Source organism: Ruegeria sp. F12 (genome assembly GCF_056533885.1).
On record NZ_JBQFOV010000001.1, the window covers coordinates 53,189 to 77,250 of the forward strand.

The window sequence follows — 24,062 nt, forward strand, 5'->3', positions numbered from 1 at the left end:
GCTGAAAGGATGACCAGATGCTGATCCTGAATTGCCCATATTGCGGCGTCGATGCCGAAGAAACCGAACTGGCCGCTGGCGGCGAGGCGCATCTCAAGCGCTATGGCCCCGGCTCGTCGGATGATGAGTTCCACGACTACCTGTTCATGCGTGAAAACCCCAAAGGCGTTCACTTTGAACGCTGGCGCCACGCCAATGGTTGCGGCAAGTGGTTCCACGCGGCGCGTGCGACCGACACGCTCGAAGTCTTCGGTACCTATTCCGCTCAGACCACCGAGCCACCGCAAGAAATCCGCGAGGCGATCACCGCCAAGCGCCCCGGCTGGACCTGGAGAGAGTTCGAATGATCCAACCAGCCACCCGTAATTCCGCCTGCGAAAGGTCCGCAACATGAGCACCCGTCTCGCAAATCAAGGCCGGCTGATCGACCGGTCGAAACAGGTTACATTCAGTTTCAACGGCACCTCGATGCAGGGCTATGTGGGCGACACGCTGGCCTCGGCCCTGCTGGCCAATGATCAAATGATGATGGGCCGATCGTTCAAATATCACCGTCCGCGCGGCGTTGTCGCCAGCGGCGCGGAAGAGCCGAACGCTCTGGTCGGTCTGGGGCAGGGCAACCGGTTCGAGCCGAACCAGCGCGCAACCACGACCGAGCTGTTCAATGGCTTGACCTCGATCTCGCAGAACCACTGGCCGAACCTCGAGTTTGACATCGGGTCGATCAACACCCACCTGTCGCGCTTCTTGCCGGCGGGCTTCTACTACAAGATGTTCATTCATCCCAAGCCGTTCTGGAAACACGTCTACGAGCCGTTCATCCGTCAGTCCGCGGGTCTTGGCAAAGCGCCTGACAAGGACAACCGCGATGCGGACACGTACGAGCACTTCTACCACTTCACCGATGTTCTGGTAATCGGCGGCGGTGTAGCGGGTCTTCAGGCTGCGAAAGTGGCAGCCGCGTCCGGTGCCAAAGTCATGCTGATCGAGCAGACTGCCCATTGGGGTGGCCGGGCTCCGGTTGACGGTGGTACGATCAATGATGAGCCTGTGGATAAGTTCGTGGAACAATTGGTTTCCGAACTCGAAGCAATGGACAACGTCACGATGCGCAATCGTTGCATGGGGGCCGGGGTTTATGACCACGGTTACGTGCTGGGATATGAGCGTTTGACCGACCACAAGCCGGGCACTCAGGGCCCACGTCACCGGCTGTGGCGCATCCGCGCCAAACAGGTTGTAAATGCCACCGGCGCGATCGAGCGTCCGCTGTCCTTTGCGGGCAACGATGTGCCGGGCGTGATGCTGGCCTCGGCCATGCGCGACTATGTGGTGAACTGGGGCGTGACCCCCGGCGACCGCGTAATCGTTGCGACCAACAATGATGACGCCTATCGCACTGCGATCATCCTGAAACAGGCCGGTGTCGAGGTTCTGCGTATCGTGGATGCGCGCACGACAGCCGGACCGCTGGCCGATGAGGCGCGCCAGCTTGGCATTCAGGTCGATCCGGGCAAAGCCATTGCCAAGGTCAAGGGCGGCAAACGCGTCAAAAAGGTCGAACTGTGCAATCAGGAAGGCATCGGCGGTGCACGCGAAGAGGTCGAGTGCGACGCGGTCGCCATGTCGGGCGGCTGGTCTCCGGTCGTGCATATGTGGTCGCATTGCGGCGGCAAACTGATCTGGGATGAGGCGCAGGCGCATTTCCGGCCTGACCCGTCGCGGCCTCCTCTGGGCGCTGATGGTGAAGGGTTCGTTCTGGCCGCGGGCTCGTCGAATGGTCCGCTGGCGCTGGGCGATGTTCTGACCGACGCGGATGCAGCGGGCAAGGCAGCAGCCAAGGCGGCTGGTTTCACAGCGAAACGCACCAAGGCTCCGGTCGGTGAGACCACGGCTGAGGCTCCGATGGCGGCGGTTTGGTTGATGCCCGCCAATGCCGAGATCGGTTTGCGGATGAAATCTTGGCTGGATTTCCAGAACGACGTCAAAGTCTCCGACGTACAATTGGCCGCGCGCGAGGGTTACGAAAGCGTGGAGCACACCAAGCGCTACACGACGCTGGGCATGGCGACCGACCAAGGTAAGTTAAGCAACATCAACGGCTTGGCGATCCTTGCTGATGCGCTGGATTCCGAAATCCCGAAGGTCGGCACCACCACCTTCCGCCCGCCCTATACGCCCATCTCGCTGGCGTCGATTGGCGGTGAGGCACGCGGTGAGGTGTTCCAGCCGATCCGTCAAACCCCGATGCATGATTGGCACGACAAGAACGGCGCTGATTGGGAGCCGGTCGGCCATTGGCGCCGGACCTATGCCTATGTCCGTCCCGGTGAATCTGTGCATGACGCTGTCAATCGCGAGGTGAAGAACACCCGCGAAAACCTCGGCCTGCTGGATGCCTCGACGTTGGGTAAGCTGATCGTCAAGGGCCCCGATGCGGGCAAGTTCCTGGACATGCTGTATACCAACATGATGTCCACGCTGAAGGTCGGCAAATGCCGCTATGGCCTGATGTGCTCGGAAAACGGCTTCCTGATCGACGACGGCGTTGTTGCCCGCATCGATGAGGACACGTGGCTGTGCCACACCACCACCGGCGGTGCCGAGCGTATCCATGGTCACATGGAAGAGTGGCTGCAGACCGAGTGGTGGGACTGGAAAGTCTACGTCGCCAACGTGACCGAGCAATACGCACAGGTCGCCGTGGTCGGCCCCAACGCTCGTAAGGTGCTGGACAAGCTGAACGCACAGGCGGGCGGCGGCATGGATCTGTCGAAAGAGGCGCTGCCATTCATGGAATGGCGCGATGGCAAGATCGGCGCGTTCGACGCGCGGGCCTATCGCATCTCGTTCTCGGGCGAGCTGTCCTATGAGATCGCGGTTCCCGCATCTCAGGGTCAGGCCTTCTGGGACGCTCTGATGGACGCGGGCAAAGAATTCGGCGTGATGCCTTACGGCACCGAATGTCTGCACATCCTGCGGGCCGAGAAGGGCTTTATCATGATCGGCGACGAGACAGACGGCACCGTGATCCCGCAAGATCTGGGGCTACACTGGGCGCTGTCGAAAAAGAAAGAGGACTATCTGGGCAAACGCGCTCATACACGCAGCCACATGGCCGATCCGGACCGTTGGAAACTGGTCGGGCTTGAGACTGTGGATGGTTCTGTCCTTCCCGATGGTGCCTATGCGGTGGGCGAAGGCGTCAATGCCAACGGTCAGCGCAACATGATCGGGCGCGTGACCTCGACCTATTATTCGGCCAATCTGGGCAAAGGCATCGCCATGGGCCTGATCAAGCACGGCCCTGACCGGATGGGCGAGATTGTCGAGTTCCCGGGCACCGACGGAAAAATCTACAAAGCGAAGATCGTGGACCCGATCTTCTTCGACAAGGACGGGGAGAAGCAGAATGTCTGAACCCATCAGCGCACTGAACCACGCCAGCTTTGAGGGCATCGCCAAAGTCGAAGAATGCGGCCTGCAAGGCATGATCACGCTGCGCGGCGATCTGTCCGATAAGGCGCTGGCGAAGGCCGTCAAAGACGCAACCGGGCAAAAAATGCCCGGTCAGCGCGAAGTTTTCGTCGAAGGCGAGTCCGGCGTGTGCTGGATGTCCTCGGACGAATTGCTAGTGCTGGTGCCCTATGCCGAAGTCGACGCCAAGCTGGCGGCCATGACCAAGACACTAAGCGGCACCCATTCGTTGGCTGTAAACGTGTCGGACGCGCGGGCTGTGTTCCGCGTCTCGGGCGCCAGTTCCCGCGAGGTTCTGGGCAAAATCGCCCCGGTTGAGCTGTCGGCCGAGGCCTTCCAACCCGGTCAAATCCGCCGCTCGCGCCTTGCACAGATCGCCGGAGCGTTCTGGATGGACGACACCGAGACTTTCCGCGTTGTCTGTTTCCGTTCGGCTGCGGATTACGCGTTCAACTTGCTTAAAGTGGCCGCGCAACCGGGCAGCGAGGTTGGGATCTACTGAATCTGAACCTTTATCGTTTTGAAGTAGGGCCGCCATGTCTTGTACTGGTGGCCTTTCTTTTTGAGCGCCCAATTAGTCGGTAAAGCCTACTTTGCAGCACAATTTATTGTCGTGCCGTGCTACGTTCTTTTCCCCCATTGCGGGTGCCTGACCTATGCGGTAGCAATAGACGAAATATTAATAGTGACGTCGGTAATGAGAATTTCAAAATTACTTGTGTATGGCTTCATTGCCGGTCTGAGCCTGCCAAACTTTGCCGCTTCCGAGACATATGCAGAATCGTTTGAATGTGTCTTCGGTAAAGGCCTGGTAAACCGTCCAACACCAACGCGAGTCGTTTTTTCAGTTGATGAAAGTCAACGTTCCATTGTGCTTCACGAAGTTGAAATGCAGGGAATCAATACTCCGAAAACCTGGGCTTTGATCAACAGAACCAGCTATCGTCTACTTTCATTCAGTTGGTTCGGCGAGCCGTATACGTTTTCCGAAAACGGTCGTCGTACCAGGGTTGGCGACCCCAGAACCAAAGTTCTGGATATTGGGCGTCAAGAATTTTCAATCTTTTTGAATCGCCAGACTATGCGCGCAATTGCGAGTTCAAGATCCAATGTGCAGACGTCCCATGATGGCAATGCGAACGGGACCTGCGTTGAGATTGAGTTTTCAAGTTGAATAGCGAAAAGGTTGGCAAGTGAGGCCAAATTCAAGCGCAATTGCTCTCATTTGTGCTTTAACCATCATCCCGGTCGCTTCACTCTCTCAAACTTTCAAAGAGACGTTCGAGTGCGATTTCGGTCCGGGTATTGTTAGCAGCCCTACGCCTCAGCATCTTGTCTTTTCAGTCGATGAATATGGCCGATCTGCCTATCTTCACGAGGTGCAGCTGCCAAATGTCGATACACAGCCTGGGCACGCCCGCATCAAGCGCGACGGCGTCCGAAACCTGTCAATCGCGTGGTCCGGAAAAGACGATGTCTATTCTGATACAGGGCGCACTCTTTCTTCCAGTGCATCACGCTCGGACGTTGTTGATCTGAAGGATCAAGAGTTCGCGGTTTTCTTGGATCGCAAAAATATGAAAGCGACAGCCCGGTCGGAATCCTACCTTGCTGTATTTTCACGTACCGGTTTCGCAGAGGGGAATTGCAGAGCAGTTCCTACACCAAATTAACCAAATGAAGGAAAAATATAGATGAAAGTTGCACTCGTCGCGCTGGCATTTTCTATCGCCGGAACAATGGCTCAGGCGGAAATTGTAAACTATGACTGTGAATTGCATAGCATGGAAGCGCAGGGCTGGATTCCCCCTCGGGTATTGCTGAGCGTGGATGCCGACAACAAGCGCGCGCGCGCCTACGATGGGGCGATTGCCTCGTACAACGAATACAAAGGCTGGTCGGATGAAAAACCGATGGACACAAAATTCAAGGTCAACCGAAAAGACCAGTATCAGATGCAATGGAAAGTGACGCTGTCGACCAGCACGACCCAAAAGCTTCGGGTGTCCTACATGGCGCGTCTGGACCCGAAGACAAACAGGTTTGACATGACAGCCCGGTTTCCAATGGTGGACGTTGTAAACCGCCCCAGTGGTGTCGGACGGTGCAAGCCGGTTCCCAGTCCGAACCTGTATTGAACGAAGGAACGTCAGATCGGCATTTAGCCGTTCAGAAGGAATGTTTGGAAACCGGTCAGGGCAGGGGCTGAGGTAAAGGACTGCAATCCGACCTCGGCCCTGGTCGCATCCTTGCAGGACTTATAGAATGACAAGAGCTGCGCCAATGCTGCCATCCTGTCAGCGCGCTGCTCCTCTGGCAACAAAGGCGCGTGGGTCGACAGGTACAGGGCCGGACGGTGTTCCTCCAGAAATGATATCAGGCTGGGCAGCACGGTGAATTCGGCGCCCTCAATATCCATCTTGACCAGTGACACTTGGGACAGGTCATTCACCGCCTGGAATTGATCCCAAGCAATGGTCAGCGCGTCAGTACCATGAGCGCCATCATGCAGCAGCGAGCTGGTGGAATCGCCGGGCTCACCCCGGACTGAGGCCATACGGGCGACGCCGAACTGATCCGACAAGGCCACCCCAAAGGCCGAGACATTGCGGATGTCATTCAGATCCAGGTTCCACGCCAGATAGCGGAACGCCGTGGGATCAGGCTCGAAACACCAGACCTGCCGTGCACGGCGTGCGCCATACAGAACCGTTGGCCCGATCCACGCACCGATATCCAGATAGTCGCGGTCGGGTGAAAGGTGCTCATCCAGAACCGCGAATGTCTCTGGCTCCCACTTTCCTGCAGTTGCCTTGCGCCAGAATTTCGAGTGATAGGGATCCAGGTGAAACGCTTCACCATTCAGGGACCCAGCATAGTACCCGCGGGCGCGGTAAAACATCTTGCGCGCCTGTGTAAGCATCGCGGACCTTTCGGTTTTGTGATCTCTGCCCTTGACCTATGGCCGTTGCCAAAGCATTTAACCTTTGGAACCGCAACAATCATTTCAACAGGGGGCCGAGATGGCTTTTGAACTTCCTGATCTTCCTTATGCACATGACGCACTGGCAGCCAAGGGCATGTCCGCGGAAACATTGGAATATCACCACGACCTGCACCACAAGGCCTATGTCGACAACGGCAACAAGCTGATCGCTGGCACCGAATGGGACGGCAAGTCGCTGGAAGAGATCATCGTGGGCACCTATGACGCAAATGCTGTCGCCCAGAATGGTATCTTCAACAACATCAGCCAGTTGTGGAACCACAACCAGTTTTGGGAGATGATGGGCCCCGGCGACAATGCCATGCCCGGCGAGCTGGAGAAGGCTTTGGTTGAGAGCTTTGGCTCGGTCGACGAATTCAAATCGCAATTCAGCGCGGCAGGTGCCGGTCAGTTCGGCTCGGGCTGGGCATGGCTGGTCAAGAACGCTGACGGCTCGCTGGCTGTCACCAAGACCGAGAACGGCGTGAACCCGCTGTGCTTTGGCCAGACCGCGCTGCTGGGTTGCGACGTTTGGGAGCACTCCTACTACATCGACTTCCGCAATAAGCGTCCGGCCTACCTGACCAACTTCCTGGACAATCTGGTCAACTGGGAAAACGTCGCCTCGCGGATGTAATCGGCTCATCGGTTATACGTTTTGAAAGGCCTGCTTGCGTAAGTGAGTAGGCCTTTTTCGTTACGTGACGAGTGCTTAAGGTGATAGGGGTTGCCGCAGCAGTTCTTTCGATGACTGTTTGAGCCCAAAGAAGACGTTTGGATCAAGCGCGGCGAATGACTGCATCAATGGTGGTTCAAACGATCTTCCACACTAGGCAAATACGAAATCGTCAGCACTTATTCCGACTACTCCCAGCAGTGTAATTTCGTCTAAGTCTAAAGCGGTGCCATCAAGGTCGATGATCGTGTTACCGTCTATCTCTTGAATATTCAGCGACAAGAAGTCTGTCTCGGCAATACCATAGCCGGAAATGTCCAGTTTATCTTTACCCACTTCAAAGTCATGGACGGTATCTAGCCCACTATTCGGGTTAAAGACGAAACTATCGGCTCCTCCCACGGCCTCGTCAAAGAGAGAACCATCTCCCCAGAGGTCGTCGTTTCCAGCCCCTCCGATAATGATATCGTTCCCTCCGACAGTGTCTCCGTATAGGTTCGGAGCGTCGCCAACGATCAGGTCATCGTCTGCTCCACCGTTCAGAATATCGTCAGAGCTCTGGCCAGAACCAACTGCCCAATCCGTATCTCCGAACAAATAGTCGCCACCATCACCGCCCGAGATCGTGTCATTCCCATACAGTCCGACGACCACGTCGTTCCCGCCACCCATTTCGGCGACATCGTCCAAGTCAGTGAGAATAACATCCTCGCTGACATCGCTGCCAATAACATGAACCGGAGCCTGTTTTCCCTTGGCGGAAAAAAAATCGAAGTGAGGAACATTCTCCTCTTCAGTGAAAAGGTGATCTATAAAGCTATCGAAATTCTTTTTTGACGCAAGCACGCCTAAATCAACTACAGAGCTTTCGCTATCGTTTTTCGGTGGTTTTCGCGGCATTGTATTTCCCTCGAAGATGGAAAGGAATTGCTTCTGCCTGATCTGCCTTCGGCTAACGGTATAGCATCGGTGTGATTGCGTCTACCGGCATTGATTTCGGACGACCGGAGCTTGAGGGTTTCACGTACCTGTCAAAGTTCAGAAATAGTCTTTGGAAATTTGAGAATGTGGGCTTAAGGCTTTCCTCGACTGACAGAGATGCGCGCAATGTGAACAATGATTTCCAGACAACATGCTGCGCAATTTGTTTTTCGGCTCACGTTTTAGCATTTGGATTTGCTTGACGTCTGCTCTCTTGCTGACCGGTAATTTCCCGCCGATAAATTCGAATTAATCTGAATGCGTATTGTACGGGCCGCTCTAGTCCCTAGCTATATAGAGCGGAGGGAGAGAACCGCCAATCTACTAAAAACACTTAAGCAGCGTGCCGAAAAACCGTTGGTACGCAACGGGATGCCTATGTCTGTTGAACAAGGGATGGTCACATAAAACCATAGCAGGAGAAAACGATGGTTGCACTTTCACAGGGAACTTGGATTGTCATCGCAGATGGCGAAAAGGCTTTGTTCATGGAGAATATCACCGATGCCGAAGACCCCAATCTGGTGGTTGTCTCCGTTGAAGAAACCGATGGGGCCAGCAGCAAGCCCTCGGACCGGGCGGGACGGCGGGCGGATTCGGGTCCGAACCAGAAATCTGCCGTTGAAGAACCCAAGTGGAAAGCGCATGCGAAATCCCTGTTCGTGCAGGATGTGGCCAATCTGTTGAACCGCAAGGGGCTGAAAGGCGCGTATCAACGCCTTGTTTTGGTCGCCAGTCCGCATGTTCTGGGCCTGTTGCGCCGTCGCCTTCATGGAGAGGTGCTGAGCAAAGTGGTCGCCGAGGTCGACAAGACGTTGACAAATCATCCGCTCCACAAGGTCGAGCAGGTGCTGATCAATCGTTTGAAACCAGCGACTTAAGCGGAGTTTTGAAAGCAGGTGACGTGGTCGCCTGCTTACCCTATGCTGGGTTCCAATAAATGCCGCAGATTGGTCATCGCTGCATCCGGCCCATCGACCCATGTGATGAAATCACCCAGCGATGCATCAGCAAAGCCCTGACCTATGACCTGCTGCACAAGATCGTGCAGCGCGTCCCAGTAGCCATCCACATTTATCACCAGAATGGGTTTGTCATGCAGACCCAACTGCCGCCATGTCAGCGCCTCGAACAGCTCGTCAAGCGAGCCAGGGCCGCCAGGCAGCACAACGACCGCATCCGCGTTCATGATCATGACCTTTTTGCGCTCGTGCATCGTTTCGGTCACGACAAAGCGGGTCAGATCGGTCTTGCCAACCTCGCGTTGCAGCAGGTGCACGGGGATGACGCCGAACGTGTCGCCACCAGCGTCCTGCGTGGCGCGGGCAACCTCGCCCATCAGACCTACATCTCCGGCGCCATAGACCAGTCGCCAGCCTTCTTGTGCCAGCAACTGTCCGAACCGGTGTGCAGCCTGCGCATAAGCCGCATTAACACCATTGCGTGACCCGCAATACACACAGACAGATTTCTGGGTCATTGTATAGGCTCTCCGGGGTTGTATCTGGGGTTTTGACCCCTGATAGCGAGATTGATAGATTGGCTCAACCGTCAGGCAGAATGCGTGGAAGTCAAAGCATTTGCGCTGCGGAGTGGAAGGAAAAGAATGGACGATCAGTCTGGACGCGAAAGCTCCGGTACTTTCACCTGGGGGGTGATCGCCGGAATAGTGGTTTTGATCGGGGCGGGCGGGGCCTATCTGTCCGGCGCGTTCGATCCTGTGGCCGAAGACCCTGCGCCACAAGCAGAAGCCAACCCCGAACAGCCCGCGCCGACCGAAAGCGCGCAAGCGCCGGTCGTGGAGGAGGAACCGGCCACGTCCGAAGAACCCGTTGCTTCAACGCAGCCCGAGACGACCGCGCCGTCGGAGCCGGAGGTGGCTGAGGATGCTGCGCTGGCTGAGGCTGAACCAGTACCGGAAGACACGGCCGAGGCCGCGCCTGAGACAATCCCGCCCAGCCTTGATCAGATCTTTGTCGAGCCCGACGGTAACGCGGTGCTGTCGGGTAATGCCGAGCCGGGCTCGGTGGTGCGAGTGCTGCTGGATGGTGAAACGGTGCACAGTTTCACCGTGGATCGCAGCGGACAGTTTGCCGAGTTCGTCCTGATCCCGTTTTCCAGTGCGGCGCGTGGTTTGACGCTTGAAACCGATGGGCAGGATCAGCCCGTGCGCTCGGATGACTACCTGATCGCAGCCTTGCCCAAACCTGTGGTGGAGGCTGAACCGGTCCAGGATGAACCCCCGGCGACGGTGCAGGAAGACGATGCGCCACCGGCGGATGAAGGCACACAGATTGCCGAGAACACTGCGTCCGAGGAAGAACAGGCTGCTGAAGCTCCGGAAGAACCAGCGGCGGATGAGCAAACCGCCGCAGTGGAACCAGAGCCCAAAAAAGAGGAACCGGAACAGCAGGTTGCAATCCTGCGTTCAGGTCAAGATGGGGTCGAGCTGGTGCAGCCTGCAACACCTCAGGAAGACGCGGATCAGGTGGCACTGGATACGATTGGGTATTCCGACACTGGAGATGTGGAGCTGACCGGGCGTGTGCCGGATGGCTCGGTCGTTCGGCTTTACCTCAACAATAAGTTGGTGGATGACCTGCCGCCTGCCGATGACGGCAAATGGCGCAGTGAGCTGGAGGATGTCGATCCCGGCGTCTATACTCTGCGCGTGGATGAGGTGGGCTCTGACGGCACCGTTGTCAGCCGGCTGGAGACGCCGTTCAAACGCGAACCGCTGGAGGTTCTGCGCGCGGCCGAGGCGTCCAACGCGGCTGCAGCCGCGGCTGAGGCCCCGGCTATCCGATCCGTTACCGTGCAAGAGGGCGATACGCTCTGGGCGATATCGCGGGAACGCTATGGCGACGGTCTGCTGTTTGTGCGCGTGTTTGAGGCCAACCGCAGCGCCATCCGCGACCCCGATCTGATCTATCCGGGGCAGGTCTTCACCATTCCTGAATAATCCTGTACCTCTGGCCCTCTTGGGTCAGGGGCCAATCTCTGACCGCAGTTCTGGTACGTGATGAGACGAGCAGCCCCTATGCAATCCGCAGATATGCCTGAAACCGACGAGCGACGGTCGGGTTGGCGCACGATCCGCAAGGTCGCGCCCTACCTTTGGCCGGATGATGAGCATTGGGTGAAACGGCGTGTTGTGATCGCCATGGCAATGCTGGTGCTGGCCAAGGTGATCGCGGTCTGCACACCCATCCTGTATCGCGATGCGGTGGACAGCCTGGCCGGAGACGGCGTGCCGCCGCTGGCGTTGGGGGCCGTCGGATTGACCATTGCCTATGGCGTCGCGCGCATGATGAATGTGGGCTTTCAGCAGCTGCGCGACGCGGCCTTTGCACCCGTGGGTCAACGCGCCCTGCGCGCCTTGGCGCTTGAGACCTTCCAGCACATACACCAACTGTCGATGCGCTATCACGTGACCCGCCGCACCGGCGGCCTGAGCCGCATCATCGAGCGCGGTGTGAAGGGTGTCGAGTTTCTTTTGCGGTTCCTGCTGTTCTCCATCGGGCCGTTGATACTCGAGCTGTTGCTGGTCGCGATCATTCTGATGTGGCTGTTCGACGTGTGGTATCTGGTCGTCGTAGCCGTCACCATCGCGCTTTACATCTGGTTCACCTTTGCCGTGACCGAATGGCGGGTGAAACTGCGCCGGGAGATGAACGATCAGGACACCGAGGCCAATCAACGTGCCATAGACAGCCTGCTGAACTTCGAAACCGTCAAATATTTCAACGCCGAAACGCGCGAAGCTGAACGCTATGATGTCTCGATGAAGGCCTATGCCGGGGCAGCGCTCAAGACGGCATATTCGCTGGCTTTTCTGAATTTCGGACAGTCGTTCCTGATCACCTGCGGGTTGATCGGGGTCATGGTTCTGGCTGCAATCGGGGTGCAGAATGGCACGCTGACGGTGGGTGATTTCGTCATGGTCAACGCCTACATGATCCAGATCACCGTGCCGCTGAACTTTCTGGGCACGGTTTATCGTGAGATCCGGCAGGCTCTGGTCGATATGGGGCAGATGTTCGACCTGCTGGAACAACCCGCCGAGGTGACGGATAAGCCGAATGCGCCCGCGCTAAAGGTGACGGGTGGCGAGGTGACCTTGCAGGATGTGCGCTTTGGCTATGACGCGGACCGGGAAATCCTGAAGGGAGTGTCGCTGACCGTACCGGCGGGGCAGACGGTGGCCATCGTTGGGGCGACAGGTTCGGGCAAATCCACCATTGGGCGGCTGTTGTTCCGCTTCTATGACGTGACAGGTGGGGCGCTGAAGATTGACGGGCAGGATGTGCGGGATGTCTCGCAAACCAGCCTGCATTCAGCGATCGGAGTGGTGCCGCAGGACACCGTCCTGTTCAACGACACGATCCGCTACAACATCGCCTATGGCCGCGATGGCGCCACGCAAGAGGATGTTGAGGCCGCCGCAAGGGCTGCGCAGATTCACGACTTCATCGTGACCCTGCCCGAAGGCTATGACACGAAGGTCGGCGAACGCGGCCTGAAGCTGTCGGGCGGAGAAAAGCAGCGCGTCGGGATCGCACGTACTTTGCTCAAGAACCCGCCGATCCTGTTGCTGGACGAGGCGACCTCGGCGCTGGATACAGACACCGAGCAGGACATCAAAGATGCGCTAGCCCGCGCGGGCGAAGGGCGCACGGTTCTGACCATCGCCCACCGTCTGAGTACCATCGCCGAAGCGGACCGGATCGTGGTGCTGGAACAAGGTGAGATTCTGGAGCAGGGCACCCATGACGAGCTGCTGGAACGTCAGGGCCGCTACGCCCAGTTGTGGAGCCGTCAGCAATCGGATGCCCAAGCTGCATAACCTGTTATACTGCCCCCATTGGTTGGAGGTCTGGTGATGCGTATTTCTTTGAAACTGGCAGTTACCGCAATTATTTTGAGCGCGATGCCAGCGCTCGCGTCAGATGATCCGATTGTCGGAGTGTGGAAGACTGAACCGGACCGCAAGAACCTAACCTCGCATATCAAGATCACTGCGTGCGGCGACAAATTCTGCGGTCAGATTCTGTCGGCCTATGATTCCTCGGGGAAAGAGGTGCAGACGCCCAATATTGGCAAAAAGCTGTTCTGGGACGTGTCCAGCCAAGGCGGAGGTAGCTATGGCGGCGGTGAGTTCTGGGTGCCGTTGATCAATGTGGACGCGGTACCGCAGATGACCTTGCAGGGCGATACGCTCAAGGTCAAAGGGTGCGAGCATCATATCTGCGCGCACCAGTCCTGGACCCGGTTATAAGGGCTTTCCGTGGGTTGACCCAGTTCTATTCGGCAGCTTTCAGCGGTGGACCAGGCGGATGCCCCGGTTTCTGATCGCGGTCATCTGCCGTTGAATCATCCCAAACCATTTCGGACGCTTGCGCCTTACGGGCAGCACGCCGGATCGCGACCTCTTGCGCAAGCGCGCTGTTCTCACCCGCCGTGACGCGCATCAGCAACCGGCTTAGCCACAGGGCGTAGGTCGTGACCCAGACGCGAAGCGCCAGCATCGAGGGCGTTACGATCAGCGTCAGCACCGTTGCAATGCCCAGCCCGAACACGACGGCGGTGGCCAACTGTTTCCACCACAGTGCAGTCGGGCTGTCGATCGAGTAGCCACCATTGATGAAATCCAGCGACAGGCCGAACATCATCGGCGTCAGACCGGCCATGGTGGTCAGCGTGGTCAGCAAGACCGGGCGGATACGGGATTCGGCGGTGCGTATGATCGCCTCGATCCGGGGCATATAGCTGCTGTATTCCTGATAGGTGTCGATCAGAACGATATTGTTGTTCACCACAATCCCGGCCAGAGCCACGATGCCCGTCCCGGTCATGATGATCGAGAAGGGCTGCTGCATCACCATCATGCCGATCAGCACCCCGGTGGTCGACAGGACCACCGCCAGCAGCACCAGCACCGAGTTATAGAGCGAGTTGAACTGCGCCAGCAGGATCACAAACATTAACCCCAGCGCCCCTAGGAAGGCATTCGCCAGAAAGGCTCCGGATTCGGCCTGTTCTTCCTGATCTCCGGTCCATTCCCACGCAATCGCGGGACCAAACGGATCGCTATCCAGCCACTCGGTCAGCAGCGCGATGCGCTCGTTCGGTGTCACGGGCCGGTAGGTCGCGGTTTCAGCCTGGGACAGCAACTCTTGCATATCCGCAGCGCCGGTTAGTTGCACGACCTCATAGGTCTTTCCATTGCCCCCTTCGAACGTACTGAGCGACGAGGACGCACCGTCCAGAACCTCGCGAACCAAGGCAAGACGCTTGTCTTCGATGCTCTGTCCTTCGCTGTCGGTCGACATGGCGACCATATCGACCAAACCCGGTTCCACATCCGCCTTCACATCATAGTAACGCTGCTGGTCGACGCGATTGATCTCGGCCAGTTTGGCGACAGGTTGGCGGGTCACAAAGTTAGACAGGGGCACCAGACCGTCCGCTGTGCGCACTTTCAAGGTATCCAACGTTGACAGCACGCGGTCATCTTCGGGCAGTCGGACGCGTATTTCGATCTCTTCATCGACCGTGTCGGGACGCATTTCACCCAGCAGTAAGCCGCGGGTCACAAGCTGAACCATGGCACCGACGGTCGCCACATCCGCGCCAAACCGGCCCGCTTTGGCAACGTCCACGTCGATCTGCCAGTCGATACCGGGCAGGGGCAGGGTGTCTTCGATCTTGATCAGCCCCGGCGTTTCGTCAAACACTCCGCGTGCGGTTTGCGTGGCAGCAGTCAGCTCAGGCCAACTGTCGCCCTTCAGGCGCAGGTGTACCGGCTTGGCCGAGGCCGGGCCCTGTTCCAGCGGCAGAATCTCGACCACGATGCCGGGAATGGTAGCCAGTTCGGCATTCAACTCGTCCAGAACGACATCGCCGTCAAACTCTGGCGCGATGGTCTGACGGTCCAGCAGACCAAACAGGATCGGCTCGGAAATGGTTGGGCGATCCTCCCATGGGATGATCTCGAACTGAACGCGGCCCACGGTGTCAGCGGGGGCCTGCGCGCCGCCATTGTTCTGCGTCAGGCCACCTTCTCCAGCGAAAGAGAACACATTGACCACGGCGGGGTGCGATCCGATGATCCGTTCGGCATCTAGAACCATCTGGTCCATTTCAGCCAGCGATATGTTGCCACGGGCGCGCACATAGGCAGTGGCTTGTTCGGGTTCGTTTTCGACAAAGAACTCGACCCCGCGATTGTTGTTGCCATAGGCGATCATGACCATGACAACAGCGGCACTTACGACAAGAATCGACACCACCGGCATGATCGGATTGCCGACTAGAAACTTAATCACATGGCCAAAGCGAGTGTGTTCGCGGGCGGTGTGCACATGCGGGTCCGGCGCGCGTTCAATCCGAGCGGCGCTGAGCGTGACAGAGCCGGCAAACGCCCCCAGCGTGAACAGGATGGCCCCGAATACCAAACCGCCCGAGCTGCCAGCAGGCATCAGATAGGCCGGGTTCAGGACCTGCATGGCCCCCAGAAAGATCAGCAGCAGTGCAGGCGGTACCAGCGCGACACGTGCGCGCCATGACAAACGGGCACGCAGCCAATCTGCGGCATGGTCGAACACACGGCTCAGACGGCCAGATACGCCGCCCATCACGGGTAGGTAGATCAGCGCAACGATCAGTGAGGCAGACAGAACAAAGATCAGCGTGACCGGCAGCATGCCCATGAACTCACCCGGTACGCCGGGCCAGAACAGCATGGGCAGGAAGGCACAGAGTGTGGTCGCAGTAGACGACACGATAGGCCAGAACATGCGTTGCGCCGCCTCGACATAGGCATGCATGGGCCCGACGCCATCTTTGATGCGCTTGTCAGCATATTCCACCACAACGATCGCGCCATCGACCAGCATCCCCACCGCAAGGATCAAGCCAAACATCACGATGTTGGAAATACTGACGCCCATAACGGCAAGGAAGGCAAAACACAGCAGGAATGAGGTCGGGATCGCAAACCCCACCAACAGCGCCGCCCGCGTGCCCAGCGAGGCCAGAACGACGATCATCACCAGCGCAATCGCCGTCAGGACCGAGCCTTCAAGCTGGCTGACCATCGAGCCAACGATGCGGCTCTGATCGTTCGAGGTGCCCAGTTCGATCGTGGCGCGCATCTGGTCGGGCCATTTCGCCTGAGCTGTGGCAATGGTCTTTTTGACGTCCTCGACCGTGTCGATCAGGTTGAAGCCCTTGCGCTTGACCACTTGCAAGGCGACCGTGGATTCGCTGTTAAACCTTGCGGTGCCTTCGCGGTCTTCGAAAGTGTAGTTGATCTGCGCTAGCTCGCCCATGGTCACGACCCGGTCGCCATTGACCTTGACCGGCAGGTCGTAGACATCCTGCGCCGTTTTGAACGACGAGGGGATCTTGACCGAGAATGTACCCTGTGCGGTTTCGACCTCACCTGCGGCGATCAGTTGGTTGTTGTTCTGAACGACGTTGATCAGTTCTGCTGCGGTGACGTTGTAGGCCTCAAGACGAAGGGGGTCGATGATGACCTCCAGCAGTTCGTCCCGATTGCCCGCGATACCGGCCTCAAGAACCGAGTCCATCGCTTCCAGATCGTCCTGCAAGTCCTTGGCGACGCGCGCCATTGTGCGCTCGGGTACCGCGCCGGTTAGGTTGACGATGACGATGGGGAATTCGGAAAAGTTGATCTCTGTCAGCGAATATTGCTCGGCCCCTTCCGGAAATTCGGCCTGAGCGCTGTTCATCGCATCGCGCACATCCGCCATGATGGCGGTCTTGTCCCAGCCAAAATCAAATTCCAGCGCGACCCCGGCATAGCTTTCGGCGGCGGTCGAGGTCATCTCTTTCAGACCATCAAGATCGGCCAGCTCGGTTTCCATCGGCTTGACCAACAGATTCTCAGAATCTTCCGCCGAGATGCCGGGGAACTGAACCGAGACGAACAGGGCCGGGATCTCGATATCCGGCTCGCCTTCTTTGGGCAGACCAATATAGGCATAGCCGCCAATCACCAGCGAGATGGCGATAAAGGCCAGGACCATCCGGGCCCGGCCAGCGGCCCAGCTGACGATTCCGGTCATTCGGTCAGGTTCCTGTAGGTGGGGGCGACTTCCACACCCGCAGTCACAAATTCCTGCCCGATCACGATGATATCCACCGTTTCAGGCAGGCCATCGACCCAGACACCTTCGGACGTGTCGCGCAACAGTTGGATCGGCTGGAAGGCGACAATGTTGCCCGCCGCAATGGTGCGCACACCGACTTGCCCCTCACGGCTGAGGGTCAGGGCCGATTGCGGCAGCAGGTGCGCCTTGGTGCCTTCGGACGCGATACGAATATCCGCCGTCTGGCCATCGCGGATTGTCAGATCAGGGTTGGGGACGGTGATTTCCACCTCGAATGTCCGGGTGGTTTCGTCCGCGGACCGGCTGAGAAAGCTGACCCGGCCAGCCACCTGAAGGCCTGTAACCAGTTGCGCCGTCGCCTCAGACCCGACAATCACGCGGTTGACCTCGGTCTCGGGGACAAAGCCGACCAGCTTAATCGGGTCAAGCTGGATCACTGTGGCGCATAGCGAGCCGGGCAGCATCAGACTGCCAAGTTCGGCAGTGTCGCTTTCCAGTAGGCCTTTGAACGGGGCCTCGATCGTTTGACGGTCGATCTCGCGCCGGGCCGCTTCGACCTCGGCAATGGCGGCTTCGATACCGGCGCGTGTGGCTTCCAGACCGGCCTCGGCAGTTTTGATACCCGCCTCGGCGGTGCGCATGGCGGCCTGACTGGCAACCCGCCGCGTTTCCGACCCAAAGCCAGTTTCCGACAGTCTTTGCGCGGCGGTTAGGTTGATCTCGGCCTCGGCCACCAATGCGTGGGCTTCTTCCAAGCGGGCTTCGGCCTCGGGGATGCGGCTTTCGGCCTCAAGCTTGGCGGCCATTGCCTCGGCCAGACTGGCCGGGCGGGTGCCGGGATCCAGTTCACACAGCAAATCCCCGGCCTCGACAAAGGTGCCCTTGCGCTTGGGTTCCGAGATCACGGTCGAGGTGGTTTCGGCCAGAACTTCGACCTGACGATTGGCTTTTGTTTGGCCCCGCAGCGACACAGCGCTGTCAATCTCGCGTGCGACTGAACGCAGGGCAACCACGTTGACGGCGGACTTGTCCGAAGCATCTGACTTTGGTTCAGGCGATTCGGTTGCGCTTGTTTCGTCGGCTTCGGCCCGCCCTGCGAATGCAAACAACGCATCGCGCTCGAACACCAGCAGGAACAGTGCGACTGTTACCAGAACCGCATTTACCAGCGAAATCAAGCGCATAAAGGGTTTCTCCCAGAAATTTTCGCCAAGATGGTGTTGGCGCACGTACTTAAATGTGGGGCTGATTATGCAGCTTTTCCACGCTAAACTGAATAGTTTGGTTCACTTTTTTCCGCAAGCCTGTGCCGCCTAGTGGGAAATGTGCGAATTCGAACCCTTGGCTTGGCAAATGTGGCGGGTTATGACATGGCGCCATACACCACGGATTACAGCCCCGGAGGGCAGGGATGAGCGACACCGACAGTTTCATTGATGAGGTGACCGAAGAGGTCCGCCGGGACCGTCTTTACCTGCTGCTGCGGCGCTGGGGCTGGGTCGGTGTGCTGGCCGTGGTTCTGATCGTCGGCGGCGCGGCCTTCAACGAGGTGCGTAAGGCGCGGGCAACCGGACAGGCCCAGGATCTGGGCGACTCGATTCTAGCGGCTCTGGCGTTAAACGACTCGGCGGAACGTGCTGCTTCCCTGTCGGAGGTTGAGGCGGCGGCGCCAGGTGGAGATGCAGTCCTGAATATGTTGCTGTCGGCGTCCCAGGTTGAAGCCGGGTCCGAGGCGGATGCGGTTGCAAGTCTGAACACCATTGCGGTGCAGGGGGACCTGCCTGAGATCTACCGGGCGATTGCGGCTTTTAAAGCCTTGTTGCTGCAAGCGGATAGCCTGCCCATCGCAGACAGACGCCAGCAATTCGAAGCCTTGGCTGCGCCGGGTGCGCCGCTGCGCTTGCTTGCCGAGGAGCAGTTGGCGCTGCTGGATGTGTCTGAAGGCAATGTCGACGCGGCGATTGCGCGGTTGCAAGCGCTGCGCCAAGATGCCGAGATCGGTGTTGACCTGCAACAGCGTGCTGCGCAACTGATTGTAGCCCTTGGGGGTGAACCCGAACCGCTGATAGCCCGGCAGGGCTAATCCGGGGCGGAACACATATTGGACAGGCGAGTGCGCAACATCATGGTAACAAGTCTATTTTCCCGCGTCGGAGCGTCGGGCGCAGTTCTTTCCCTGACAGTACTGGCTGCCTGTCAGGAAGCCGAGGTGATCCTGGTCGGCCCCCGTGAGGATATCCGCCCCGCTGCGGATTCCGAGGCGGTTGAGACACGTGGAGCCAAACCGATCAGCCTGCCGGCCCAGCAAGCTAATGTAACCTGGCCGCAAAGTCCTGGCACAGCGGCGTTCCGCACCACGCATGCGCAATTGCGCGCGACTCCGCAACGGGTATGGTCGAATTCCATCGGTAAGGGGGATTCGCGCAAACAGCGCATCACAGCCGAGCCTGTCGTAGCAGGCGGTTTGATCTACACTCTGGACTCTGGCGCCAACGTCACCGCGACATCCGCACAAGGCGCAACTGTCTGGAGCGTTAATCTGATCCCTGCACAGGATGGCGACGCGGACGCCACAGGCGGTGGCTTGGCCTATGCTGATGGTGTTTTGTATGTGTCATCTGGGTTTGGTCGCCTTACCGCGCTGGATGCCAGAACCGGCGTAACCCGCTGGCAGAAACGGTTGAACGCCACCGGCAGCGGCGCGCCTTTGGTGAATGGCGGCTTGCTGTATCTGGTCGCCGGGGATGAGACCGGCTGGGCCGTGGATGTCAAAGACGGGCGGATCGCTTGGCAGATTCAAGCCACGCCGAGCGTCGGAAACGTCCTGGGTGCGCCCGCTCCGGTAATCGCGCAGGAATTTGCCGTGTTCGCCTTTGGCTCTGGCGATGTGTCGGCCACGTTCCGTCGTGGCGGCATCCGCCGCTGGAACGCCTCGGTGGCCGGTGGGCGCCGTGGACGCGCGGCGGCGCAGATCGTTGATGTCACCGGTGGCCCGATGGTGGTGGGTGACACGATTTATATTGGGAACCACTCGGGCCGCACCGTGGCCTTTGACGCGGATTCCGGTGAGCGAAAGTGGACCGCCGATGAAGGCGCAATTGATACGGTTTGGCCTGCGGGCAACAGCATTTTTCAGGTCAGCGACCGCAGCCAGCTGATCCGTCTGGACGCAGCGACTGGTCAGGTAGTCTGGGCGCAGGACTTGCCAGGCTTCGTAAAGGACAAACCCAACCGTCGTGGTCCCATAGTGGCTCACTACGGCCCGATTCTGGCCGGAGGGCGCATCGTAATCGCCTCGAATGATGGCTACCTGCGCTTCTTTAATCCCGTCGATGGCGCGCTGGTCAACCGGGTCGAGGTCCCCGGCGGTGCCACCACTGCGCCTGTCGTGGCGGGGCAGACCTTGTATGTTGTATCGACCAAAGGTGATCTACACGCTTTCCGTTGACGAAAAGATGCGCTAAAGGGCGCGTCTGAGTCTTGAAAGTTGAATGTCATGTCACTGACCCTCGCCATCGTGGGGCGCCCGAATGTGGGCAAATCCACCCTTTTCAACCGCCTTGTGGGCAAACGTCTGGCCTTGGTCGACGATCAGCCCGGCGTGACGCGTGACCTGCGCGAGGGCGAAGGGCGTCTGGCCGATCTGCGCTTTACCGTGATTGATACCGCCGGGCTTGAGGACGCCACCGATGACAGCCTTCAGGGTCGGATGCGTCGACTGACCGAACGTGCAGTGGACATGGCCGATGTCTGCCTGTTCATGATCGACGCACGCGTGGGCGTGACGCCGACCGATGAGCTTTTTGCGGATATCCTGCGCAAACGCTCGAAACATGTGATCCTTGCGGCGAACAAGGCTGAAGGGTCAGCCGCGGATGCCGGTGTGCTTGAGGCGTATAACCTTGGCCTTGGCGAACCCGTCCGACTGTCGGGCGAGCATGGCGAGGGGATGACGGACCTGTATACCCAATTGATGCCTCTGGCTGATGCAGCCGAGGAGCAGGCCGTCGATGACGCCCCCCAGACCGATATCGAACTGGATGAGGATGGTGAGGGCGAAACCCCTCTGATCACCGCAGCTAAGCCGTTGCAGGTGGCTGTTGTAGGTCGCCCGAATGCGGGAAAATCTACGTTGATCAATAAGATCATGGGCGAAGATCGTCTGCTAACCGGCCCCGAGGCCGGGATCACCCGCGACGCGATCAGCCTTCGGGTAGACTGGGCCGACCCGGATGGCGACAGCACGCCGATGCGGATTTTCGACACGGCAGGCATGCGTAAAAAGGCCAAGGTGCAGGAAAAGCTTGAAAAGCTCTCGGTTTCCGACGGGTTGCGCGCGGTGAAGTTCGCCGAAGTCGTGGTGGTTCTGCTGGACGCAGCAATTCCATTTGAGCAGCAAGACCTGCGTATTGCCGATCTGGCCGAGCGCGAAGGTCGCGCGGTCGTCATCGCAGTGAACAAATGGGATATTGAAGAGGACAAGCAGGAGAAACTGCGCGACCTCAAGGAGTCGTTTGAACGGCTGCTGCCGCAACTGCGCGGCGCGCCTCTGATCACGGTGTCCGCCAAGACGGGCCGGGGTCTGGAACGTCTGCGTGCGGCCATCCTGCGTGCGCATAATGTGTGGAATCGCCGTGTGCCCACGGCTGCGCTGAACCGCTGGCTGACTGCGATGCTGGAACAGCACCCACCGCCCGCACCGCAGGGCCGCCGGATCAAGCTGCGCTATATGACGCAAGCCAAAACCCGTCCGCCGGGGTTTGTGGTGATGTGCTCGCATCCCGACAAGATGCCCGAAAGCTATAACCGCTATCTGATCAATGGCTTGCGCGAGGATTTTGACATGCCCGGTACGCCCATCCGCCTGACATTGCGCGGCCAGGGCGACAAGAACCCCTACAAAGGACGGCGTAAGAAAAACGCCGGTGCTTTGGCCAAACATCTCAAAGGGCGCGCGTAACCGCGCCAAATCGCAGCATTTTCGGCTGAGGGGCGTGACAGGCCCCAAACTGCACGCTAGCATTCACTGGCGTGCATTTGTTTTCGCGCGTGCGGGTTGCATGTGAGAATTCCACGCTTAATTTCAAATTGATATTAAACCGGGCCATCGTGAGGGGCGGGCTGGATGGATCTAAGAGAATACACGCGACAATATGCGGTGCAGGACAACCGGCTGGCGGCTCTCAGTTATTTTGGGACTTTCGCGGTGTATTTTGCATCGCTTGCGCTGGCCATCGCTTATGTGGATCGCTGGTATATTATGGTCCCCGCCGGGATTGTTTTCGCATTTGCCGCCGTGCGCCTGTATGTCTTGCAGCACGATTGCGGCCACCATTCCCTTTTCGAAACACGTCTACAAAATGAATGGGCCGGGCATGGGCTGTCACCTTTCACCTTTGCCCCGTTCGAAGTGATGAAGCAGAACCACAATCTGCACCATTCCGGAATCGGAAACCTGGAACATCGCGAAACCGGTGAAATTCACACGATGACAGTGCGCGAGTGGACTAAGGCGGACTGGAAAACCCGTTTGTTCTATCGCCTTTACCGCAATCCGTTCATCCTTGTCCCAGTGGGCGCATTGTTCACCTATTTCATCCGTTATCGCTGGCCCAAGAACACGATGCGGTTCGGTGTGACCGGTGTCGTTCTGCACAACCTGTCTATCATCGTGTTTCTGGGGCTGCTGTACCTGATGGCGGGCAGTACCGGCATTCTGGTGTGGCTTGTCTTCTCTTTGTTGGGTGGGATGCTGGGCGTATTCCTTGTATATCTCCAGCATAATTTTGAGGATACCTATTGGGATCGGCGTCCTGACCTGGACCCTAAACTGGCGGCTTTGCAGGGGTCGTCCGCATTGGATTTCGGTTGGTGGTTCGACAACGCGGTGGCCTGCATTACGTTGCATGACATCCACCATTTCAACGCGCGTATCCCGTCTTACCGACTGCGGGAATGTCACTACAACCTACCGCCCGAATACACGCCGCGCCGGATCAAGTTCCCCGAAGCGGTGGCGGCATTGAACCTCAAACTGTGGGACGAAGACGCCAAACGCCTGGTGCCGTTCCCAAAGAAACGACAAACAGCCAACTTGGCCCATAGCAGTTAGGTCTGGGATCATACGGCTTGCGGATCTGTATATTCAGTGTATATACATCTGCTTGGAGATACAGAAAGGACAAGGAATGACCTCAGTGACCGACGTTAAAGGTGTGGGCGAAGCGTTAGGACAAGCGCTTACGGCAAACGGTTTTAGAACCGCAGAAGCCATCGCCAAGGCAAGCCCTGCCGATCTGGTCAAGGTCCCCCGAATTGGTGTCGCGCGTGCGCCGCTGCTGATCGCTGCAGCGAAAGAGGCGATTTCGACCAAACCAGCCGTCAAGCCGGCTGCCACCAAGCCAGCCGCACGCCGAACATCGACGCGCAAACCGGCGGCGCGTAAACCGGTCGCGCGCAAGACGGTGGCCGCTGCCGAAAAAACGGCTGAGGCGGCGGCCCGCAAAGCGGCCGAGGAAAAAGCAGCCGCAGATGCCGCCGCAGCCAAAGCACGGAAAAAAGCCAAGGCCAAAGCCAAAGCGGAAAAGGCCGCCAAAAAACGCGCCGAGATGGAGGCCGTGTTCTCGAAAGCCAAGGACAAGGTGAAGGCAAAGGCGAAGAAGGACAAAAAGTCCAAAAAGGACGACAAGTCCAAGGACAAGAAGAAAAAAGACGACAAGAACAAAGACAAGAAGAAAGAAAAGAAAAAGGCGAAGAAGTAACCCTTCCTCGCCTTTGAGATTTGCGAACCGGCGGCTGTGGCGCG

General features: G+C 58.3%; 20 protein-coding genes. 15 read left to right on the forward strand and 5 right to left on the reverse strand.

Going from position 1 to position 24,062, the window contains the following annotated elements:
* Positions 1-17: 17 nt before the first annotated feature.
* The 5 genes from ACR0CA_RS00295 (at position 18) to ACR0CA_RS00315 (ending at position 5,615) form a co-directional block, all read left to right on the forward strand.
* Positions 18-347 carry a sarcosine oxidase subunit delta gene (locus tag ACR0CA_RS00295; protein WP_170770384.1) on the forward strand — a complete coding sequence of 110 codons (330 nt, stop codon included), beginning with the start codon at positions 18-20 and terminating at the stop codon, positions 345-347.
* A gap of 43 nt (positions 348-390) precedes the next feature.
* On the forward strand, positions 391-3,420 hold the full coding sequence (locus tag ACR0CA_RS00300) for a sarcosine oxidase subunit alpha family protein (protein WP_480897129.1): 3,030 nt from the start codon (positions 391-393) through the stop codon (positions 3,418-3,420).
* Complete coding sequence (locus tag ACR0CA_RS00305; RefSeq protein WP_480897130.1) at positions 3,413-3,979, forward strand: sarcosine oxidase subunit gamma; 567 nt, start codon at positions 3,413-3,415, stop codon at positions 3,977-3,979. The genes ACR0CA_RS00300 and ACR0CA_RS00305 overlap by 8 nt, the downstream gene beginning before the upstream one ends.
* 60 nt (positions 3,980-4,039) lie before the next feature.
* Entirely contained in the window at positions 4,040-4,651 is a 612-nt protein-coding gene (locus ACR0CA_RS00310; RefSeq protein WP_480897131.1) for a hypothetical protein, read from the forward strand.
* A 520-nt stretch (positions 4,652-5,171) separates the two neighbouring features.
* Positions 5,172-5,615 (forward strand): hypothetical protein, encoded by a 444-nt coding sequence (locus tag ACR0CA_RS00315; RefSeq protein ID WP_480897132.1) that lies wholly within the window; start codon positions 5,172-5,174, stop codon positions 5,613-5,615.
* Between the two features lie 23 nt (positions 5,616-5,638).
* On the opposite strand, the gene ACR0CA_RS00320 is transcribed toward ACR0CA_RS00315, so the two are convergent.
* Complete coding sequence (locus ACR0CA_RS00320; protein ID WP_480897133.1) at positions 5,639-6,379, reverse strand: FkbM family methyltransferase; 741 nt, start codon at positions 6,377-6,379, stop codon at positions 5,639-5,641.
* A 121-nt stretch (positions 6,380-6,500) separates the two neighbouring features.
* Between ACR0CA_RS00320 and ACR0CA_RS00325 the strand changes: the two genes are divergently transcribed.
* A complete protein-coding gene (locus tag ACR0CA_RS00325) occupies positions 6,501-7,100 on the forward strand; it encodes a superoxide dismutase (protein ID WP_480502602.1) in 600 nt (199 codons plus the stop codon).
* A gap of 192 nt (positions 7,101-7,292) precedes the next feature.
* Here the strand turns inward: ACR0CA_RS00325 and ACR0CA_RS00330 are convergent, their stop codons facing one another.
* A complete protein-coding gene (locus ACR0CA_RS00330; RefSeq protein WP_480874414.1) occupies positions 7,293-8,039 on the reverse strand; it encodes a calcium-binding protein in 747 nt (248 codons plus the stop codon).
* Positions 8,040-8,548: 509 nt separating this feature from the next.
* On the opposite strand from ACR0CA_RS00330, the gene ACR0CA_RS00335 reads away from it, so the two are divergent.
* Positions 8,549-9,001 carry a host attachment family protein gene (locus tag ACR0CA_RS00335; RefSeq protein ID WP_170788863.1) on the forward strand — a complete coding sequence of 151 codons (453 nt, stop codon included), beginning with the start codon at positions 8,549-8,551 and terminating at the stop codon, positions 8,999-9,001.
* A 35-nt stretch (positions 9,002-9,036) separates the two neighbouring features.
* Here the strand turns inward: ACR0CA_RS00335 and ACR0CA_RS00340 are convergent, their stop codons facing one another.
* Entirely contained in the window at positions 9,037-9,600 is a 564-nt protein-coding gene (locus ACR0CA_RS00340; protein ID WP_480502600.1) for an LOG family protein, read from the reverse strand.
* 126 nt (positions 9,601-9,726) lie between these two features.
* Here ACR0CA_RS00340 and ACR0CA_RS00345 point away from each other — a divergent pair, with 126 nt between their 5' ends.
* From ACR0CA_RS00345 to ACR0CA_RS00355, 3 genes are all read left to right on the forward strand, one after another.
* The gene (locus tag ACR0CA_RS00345; protein ID WP_480897134.1) at positions 9,727-11,082 is read left to right on the forward strand and encodes a LysM peptidoglycan-binding domain-containing protein; all 1,356 of its coding nucleotides are present in this window, start codon (positions 9,727-9,729) and stop codon (positions 11,080-11,082) included.
* 93 nt (positions 11,083-11,175) lie between these two features.
* Positions 11,176-12,966, forward strand: a complete 1,791-nt coding sequence (locus tag ACR0CA_RS00350) for an ABCB family ABC transporter ATP-binding protein/permease (RefSeq protein WP_480897135.1) — start codon at positions 11,176-11,178, stop codon at positions 12,964-12,966.
* An 84-nt stretch (positions 12,967-13,050) separates the two neighbouring features.
* Entirely contained in the window at positions 13,051-13,398 is a 348-nt protein-coding gene (locus ACR0CA_RS00355) for a DUF2147 domain-containing protein (protein WP_480897136.1), read from the forward strand.
* Positions 13,399-13,423: 25 nt separating this feature from the next.
* On the opposite strand, the gene ACR0CA_RS00360 is transcribed toward ACR0CA_RS00355, so the two are convergent.
* Positions 13,424-17,212, reverse strand: coding sequence for an efflux RND transporter permease subunit (locus tag ACR0CA_RS00360; RefSeq protein ID WP_480897139.1), 3,789 nt, complete (start codon positions 17,210-17,212; stop codon positions 13,424-13,426).
* Positions 17,209-18,441 (reverse strand): efflux RND transporter periplasmic adaptor subunit, encoded by a 1,233-nt coding sequence (locus ACR0CA_RS00365; protein WP_480897141.1) that lies wholly within the window; start codon positions 18,439-18,441, stop codon positions 17,209-17,211. The genes ACR0CA_RS00360 and ACR0CA_RS00365 overlap by 4 nt, the downstream gene beginning before the upstream one ends.
* A gap of 227 nt (positions 18,442-18,668) precedes the next feature.
* Here ACR0CA_RS00365 and ACR0CA_RS00370 point away from each other — a divergent pair, with 227 nt between their 5' ends.
* The 5 genes from ACR0CA_RS00370 (at position 18,669) to ACR0CA_RS00390 (ending at position 24,018) form a co-directional block, all read left to right on the forward strand.
* Positions 18,669-19,340: a hypothetical protein gene (locus ACR0CA_RS00370; protein WP_170770408.1), complete on the forward strand. Its 672-nt coding sequence runs from the start codon at positions 18,669-18,671 to the stop codon at positions 19,338-19,340.
* Positions 19,341-19,382: 42 nt separating this feature from the next.
* Positions 19,383-20,705, forward strand: coding sequence for a PQQ-like beta-propeller repeat protein (locus ACR0CA_RS00375; protein ID WP_480897142.1), 1,323 nt, complete (start codon positions 19,383-19,385; stop codon positions 20,703-20,705).
* 48 nt (positions 20,706-20,753) lie between these two features.
* Complete coding sequence (gene der / locus ACR0CA_RS00380; protein ID WP_480502593.1) at positions 20,754-22,217, forward strand: ribosome biogenesis GTPase Der; 1,464 nt, start codon at positions 20,754-20,756, stop codon at positions 22,215-22,217.
* 165 nt (positions 22,218-22,382) lie between these two features.
* On the forward strand, positions 22,383-23,369 hold the full coding sequence (locus ACR0CA_RS00385; RefSeq protein ID WP_480897143.1) for a fatty acid desaturase: 987 nt from the start codon (positions 22,383-22,385) through the stop codon (positions 23,367-23,369).
* A gap of 76 nt (positions 23,370-23,445) precedes the next feature.
* Positions 23,446-24,018, forward strand: a complete 573-nt coding sequence (locus tag ACR0CA_RS00390) for a helix-hairpin-helix domain-containing protein (protein ID WP_170770415.1) — start codon at positions 23,446-23,448, stop codon at positions 24,016-24,018.
* Positions 24,019-24,062: the final 44 nt, after the last annotated feature.

What these genes read in the sequence shown, in the direction of transcription:
- ACR0CA_RS00295 (WP_170770384.1), top strand. Translation starts at nt 18, where the DNA reads ATGCTGATCCTGAATTGCCCATATTGCGGCGTCGATGCCGAAGAAACC.
- ACR0CA_RS00300 (WP_480897129.1), top strand. Translation starts at nt 391, where the DNA reads ATGAGCACCCGTCTCGCAAATCAAGGCCGGCTGATCGACCGGTCGAAA.
- ACR0CA_RS00305 (WP_480897130.1), top strand. Translation starts at nt 3,413, where the DNA reads ATGTCTGAACCCATCAGCGCACTGAACCACGCCAGCTTTGAGGGCATC.
- ACR0CA_RS00315 (WP_480897132.1), top strand. Translation starts at nt 5,172, where the DNA reads ATGAAAGTTGCACTCGTCGCGCTGGCATTTTCTATCGCCGGAACAATG.
- ACR0CA_RS00320 (WP_480897133.1), bottom strand. Translation starts at nt 6,379, where the DNA reads ATGTTTTACCGCGCCCGCGGGTACTATGCTGGGTCCCTGAATGGTGAA.
- ACR0CA_RS00325 (WP_480502602.1), top strand. Translation starts at nt 6,501, where the DNA reads ATGGCTTTTGAACTTCCTGATCTTCCTTATGCACATGACGCACTGGCA.
- ACR0CA_RS00330 (WP_480874414.1), bottom strand. Translation starts at nt 8,039, where the DNA reads ATGCCGCGAAAACCACCGAAAAACGATAGCGAAAGCTCTGTAGTTGAT.
- ACR0CA_RS00335 (WP_170788863.1), top strand. Translation starts at nt 8,549, where the DNA reads ATGGTTGCACTTTCACAGGGAACTTGGATTGTCATCGCAGATGGCGAA.
- ACR0CA_RS00340 (WP_480502600.1), bottom strand. Translation starts at nt 9,600, where the DNA reads ATGACCCAGAAATCTGTCTGTGTGTATTGCGGGTCACGCAATGGTGTT.
- ACR0CA_RS00345 (WP_480897134.1), top strand. Translation starts at nt 9,727, where the DNA reads ATGGACGATCAGTCTGGACGCGAAAGCTCCGGTACTTTCACCTGGGGG.
- ACR0CA_RS00350 (WP_480897135.1), top strand. Translation starts at nt 11,176, where the DNA reads ATGCCTGAAACCGACGAGCGACGGTCGGGTTGGCGCACGATCCGCAAG.
- ACR0CA_RS00355 (WP_480897136.1), top strand. Translation starts at nt 13,051, where the DNA reads ATGCCAGCGCTCGCGTCAGATGATCCGATTGTCGGAGTGTGGAAGACT.
- ACR0CA_RS00360 (WP_480897139.1), bottom strand. Translation starts at nt 17,212, where the DNA reads ATGACCGGAATCGTCAGCTGGGCCGCTGGCCGGGCCCGGATGGTCCTG.
- ACR0CA_RS00365 (WP_480897141.1), bottom strand. Translation starts at nt 18,441, where the DNA reads ATGCGCTTGATTTCGCTGGTAAATGCGGTTCTGGTAACAGTCGCACTG.
- ACR0CA_RS00370 (WP_170770408.1), top strand. Translation starts at nt 18,669, where the DNA reads ATGAGCGACACCGACAGTTTCATTGATGAGGTGACCGAAGAGGTCCGC.
- ACR0CA_RS00375 (WP_480897142.1), top strand. Translation starts at nt 19,383, where the DNA reads ATGGTAACAAGTCTATTTTCCCGCGTCGGAGCGTCGGGCGCAGTTCTT.
- der (WP_480502593.1), top strand. Translation starts at nt 20,754, where the DNA reads ATGTCACTGACCCTCGCCATCGTGGGGCGCCCGAATGTGGGCAAATCC.
- ACR0CA_RS00385 (WP_480897143.1), top strand. Translation starts at nt 22,383, where the DNA reads ATGGATCTAAGAGAATACACGCGACAATATGCGGTGCAGGACAACCGG.
- ACR0CA_RS00390 (WP_170770415.1), top strand. Translation starts at nt 23,446, where the DNA reads ATGACCTCAGTGACCGACGTTAAAGGTGTGGGCGAAGCGTTAGGACAA.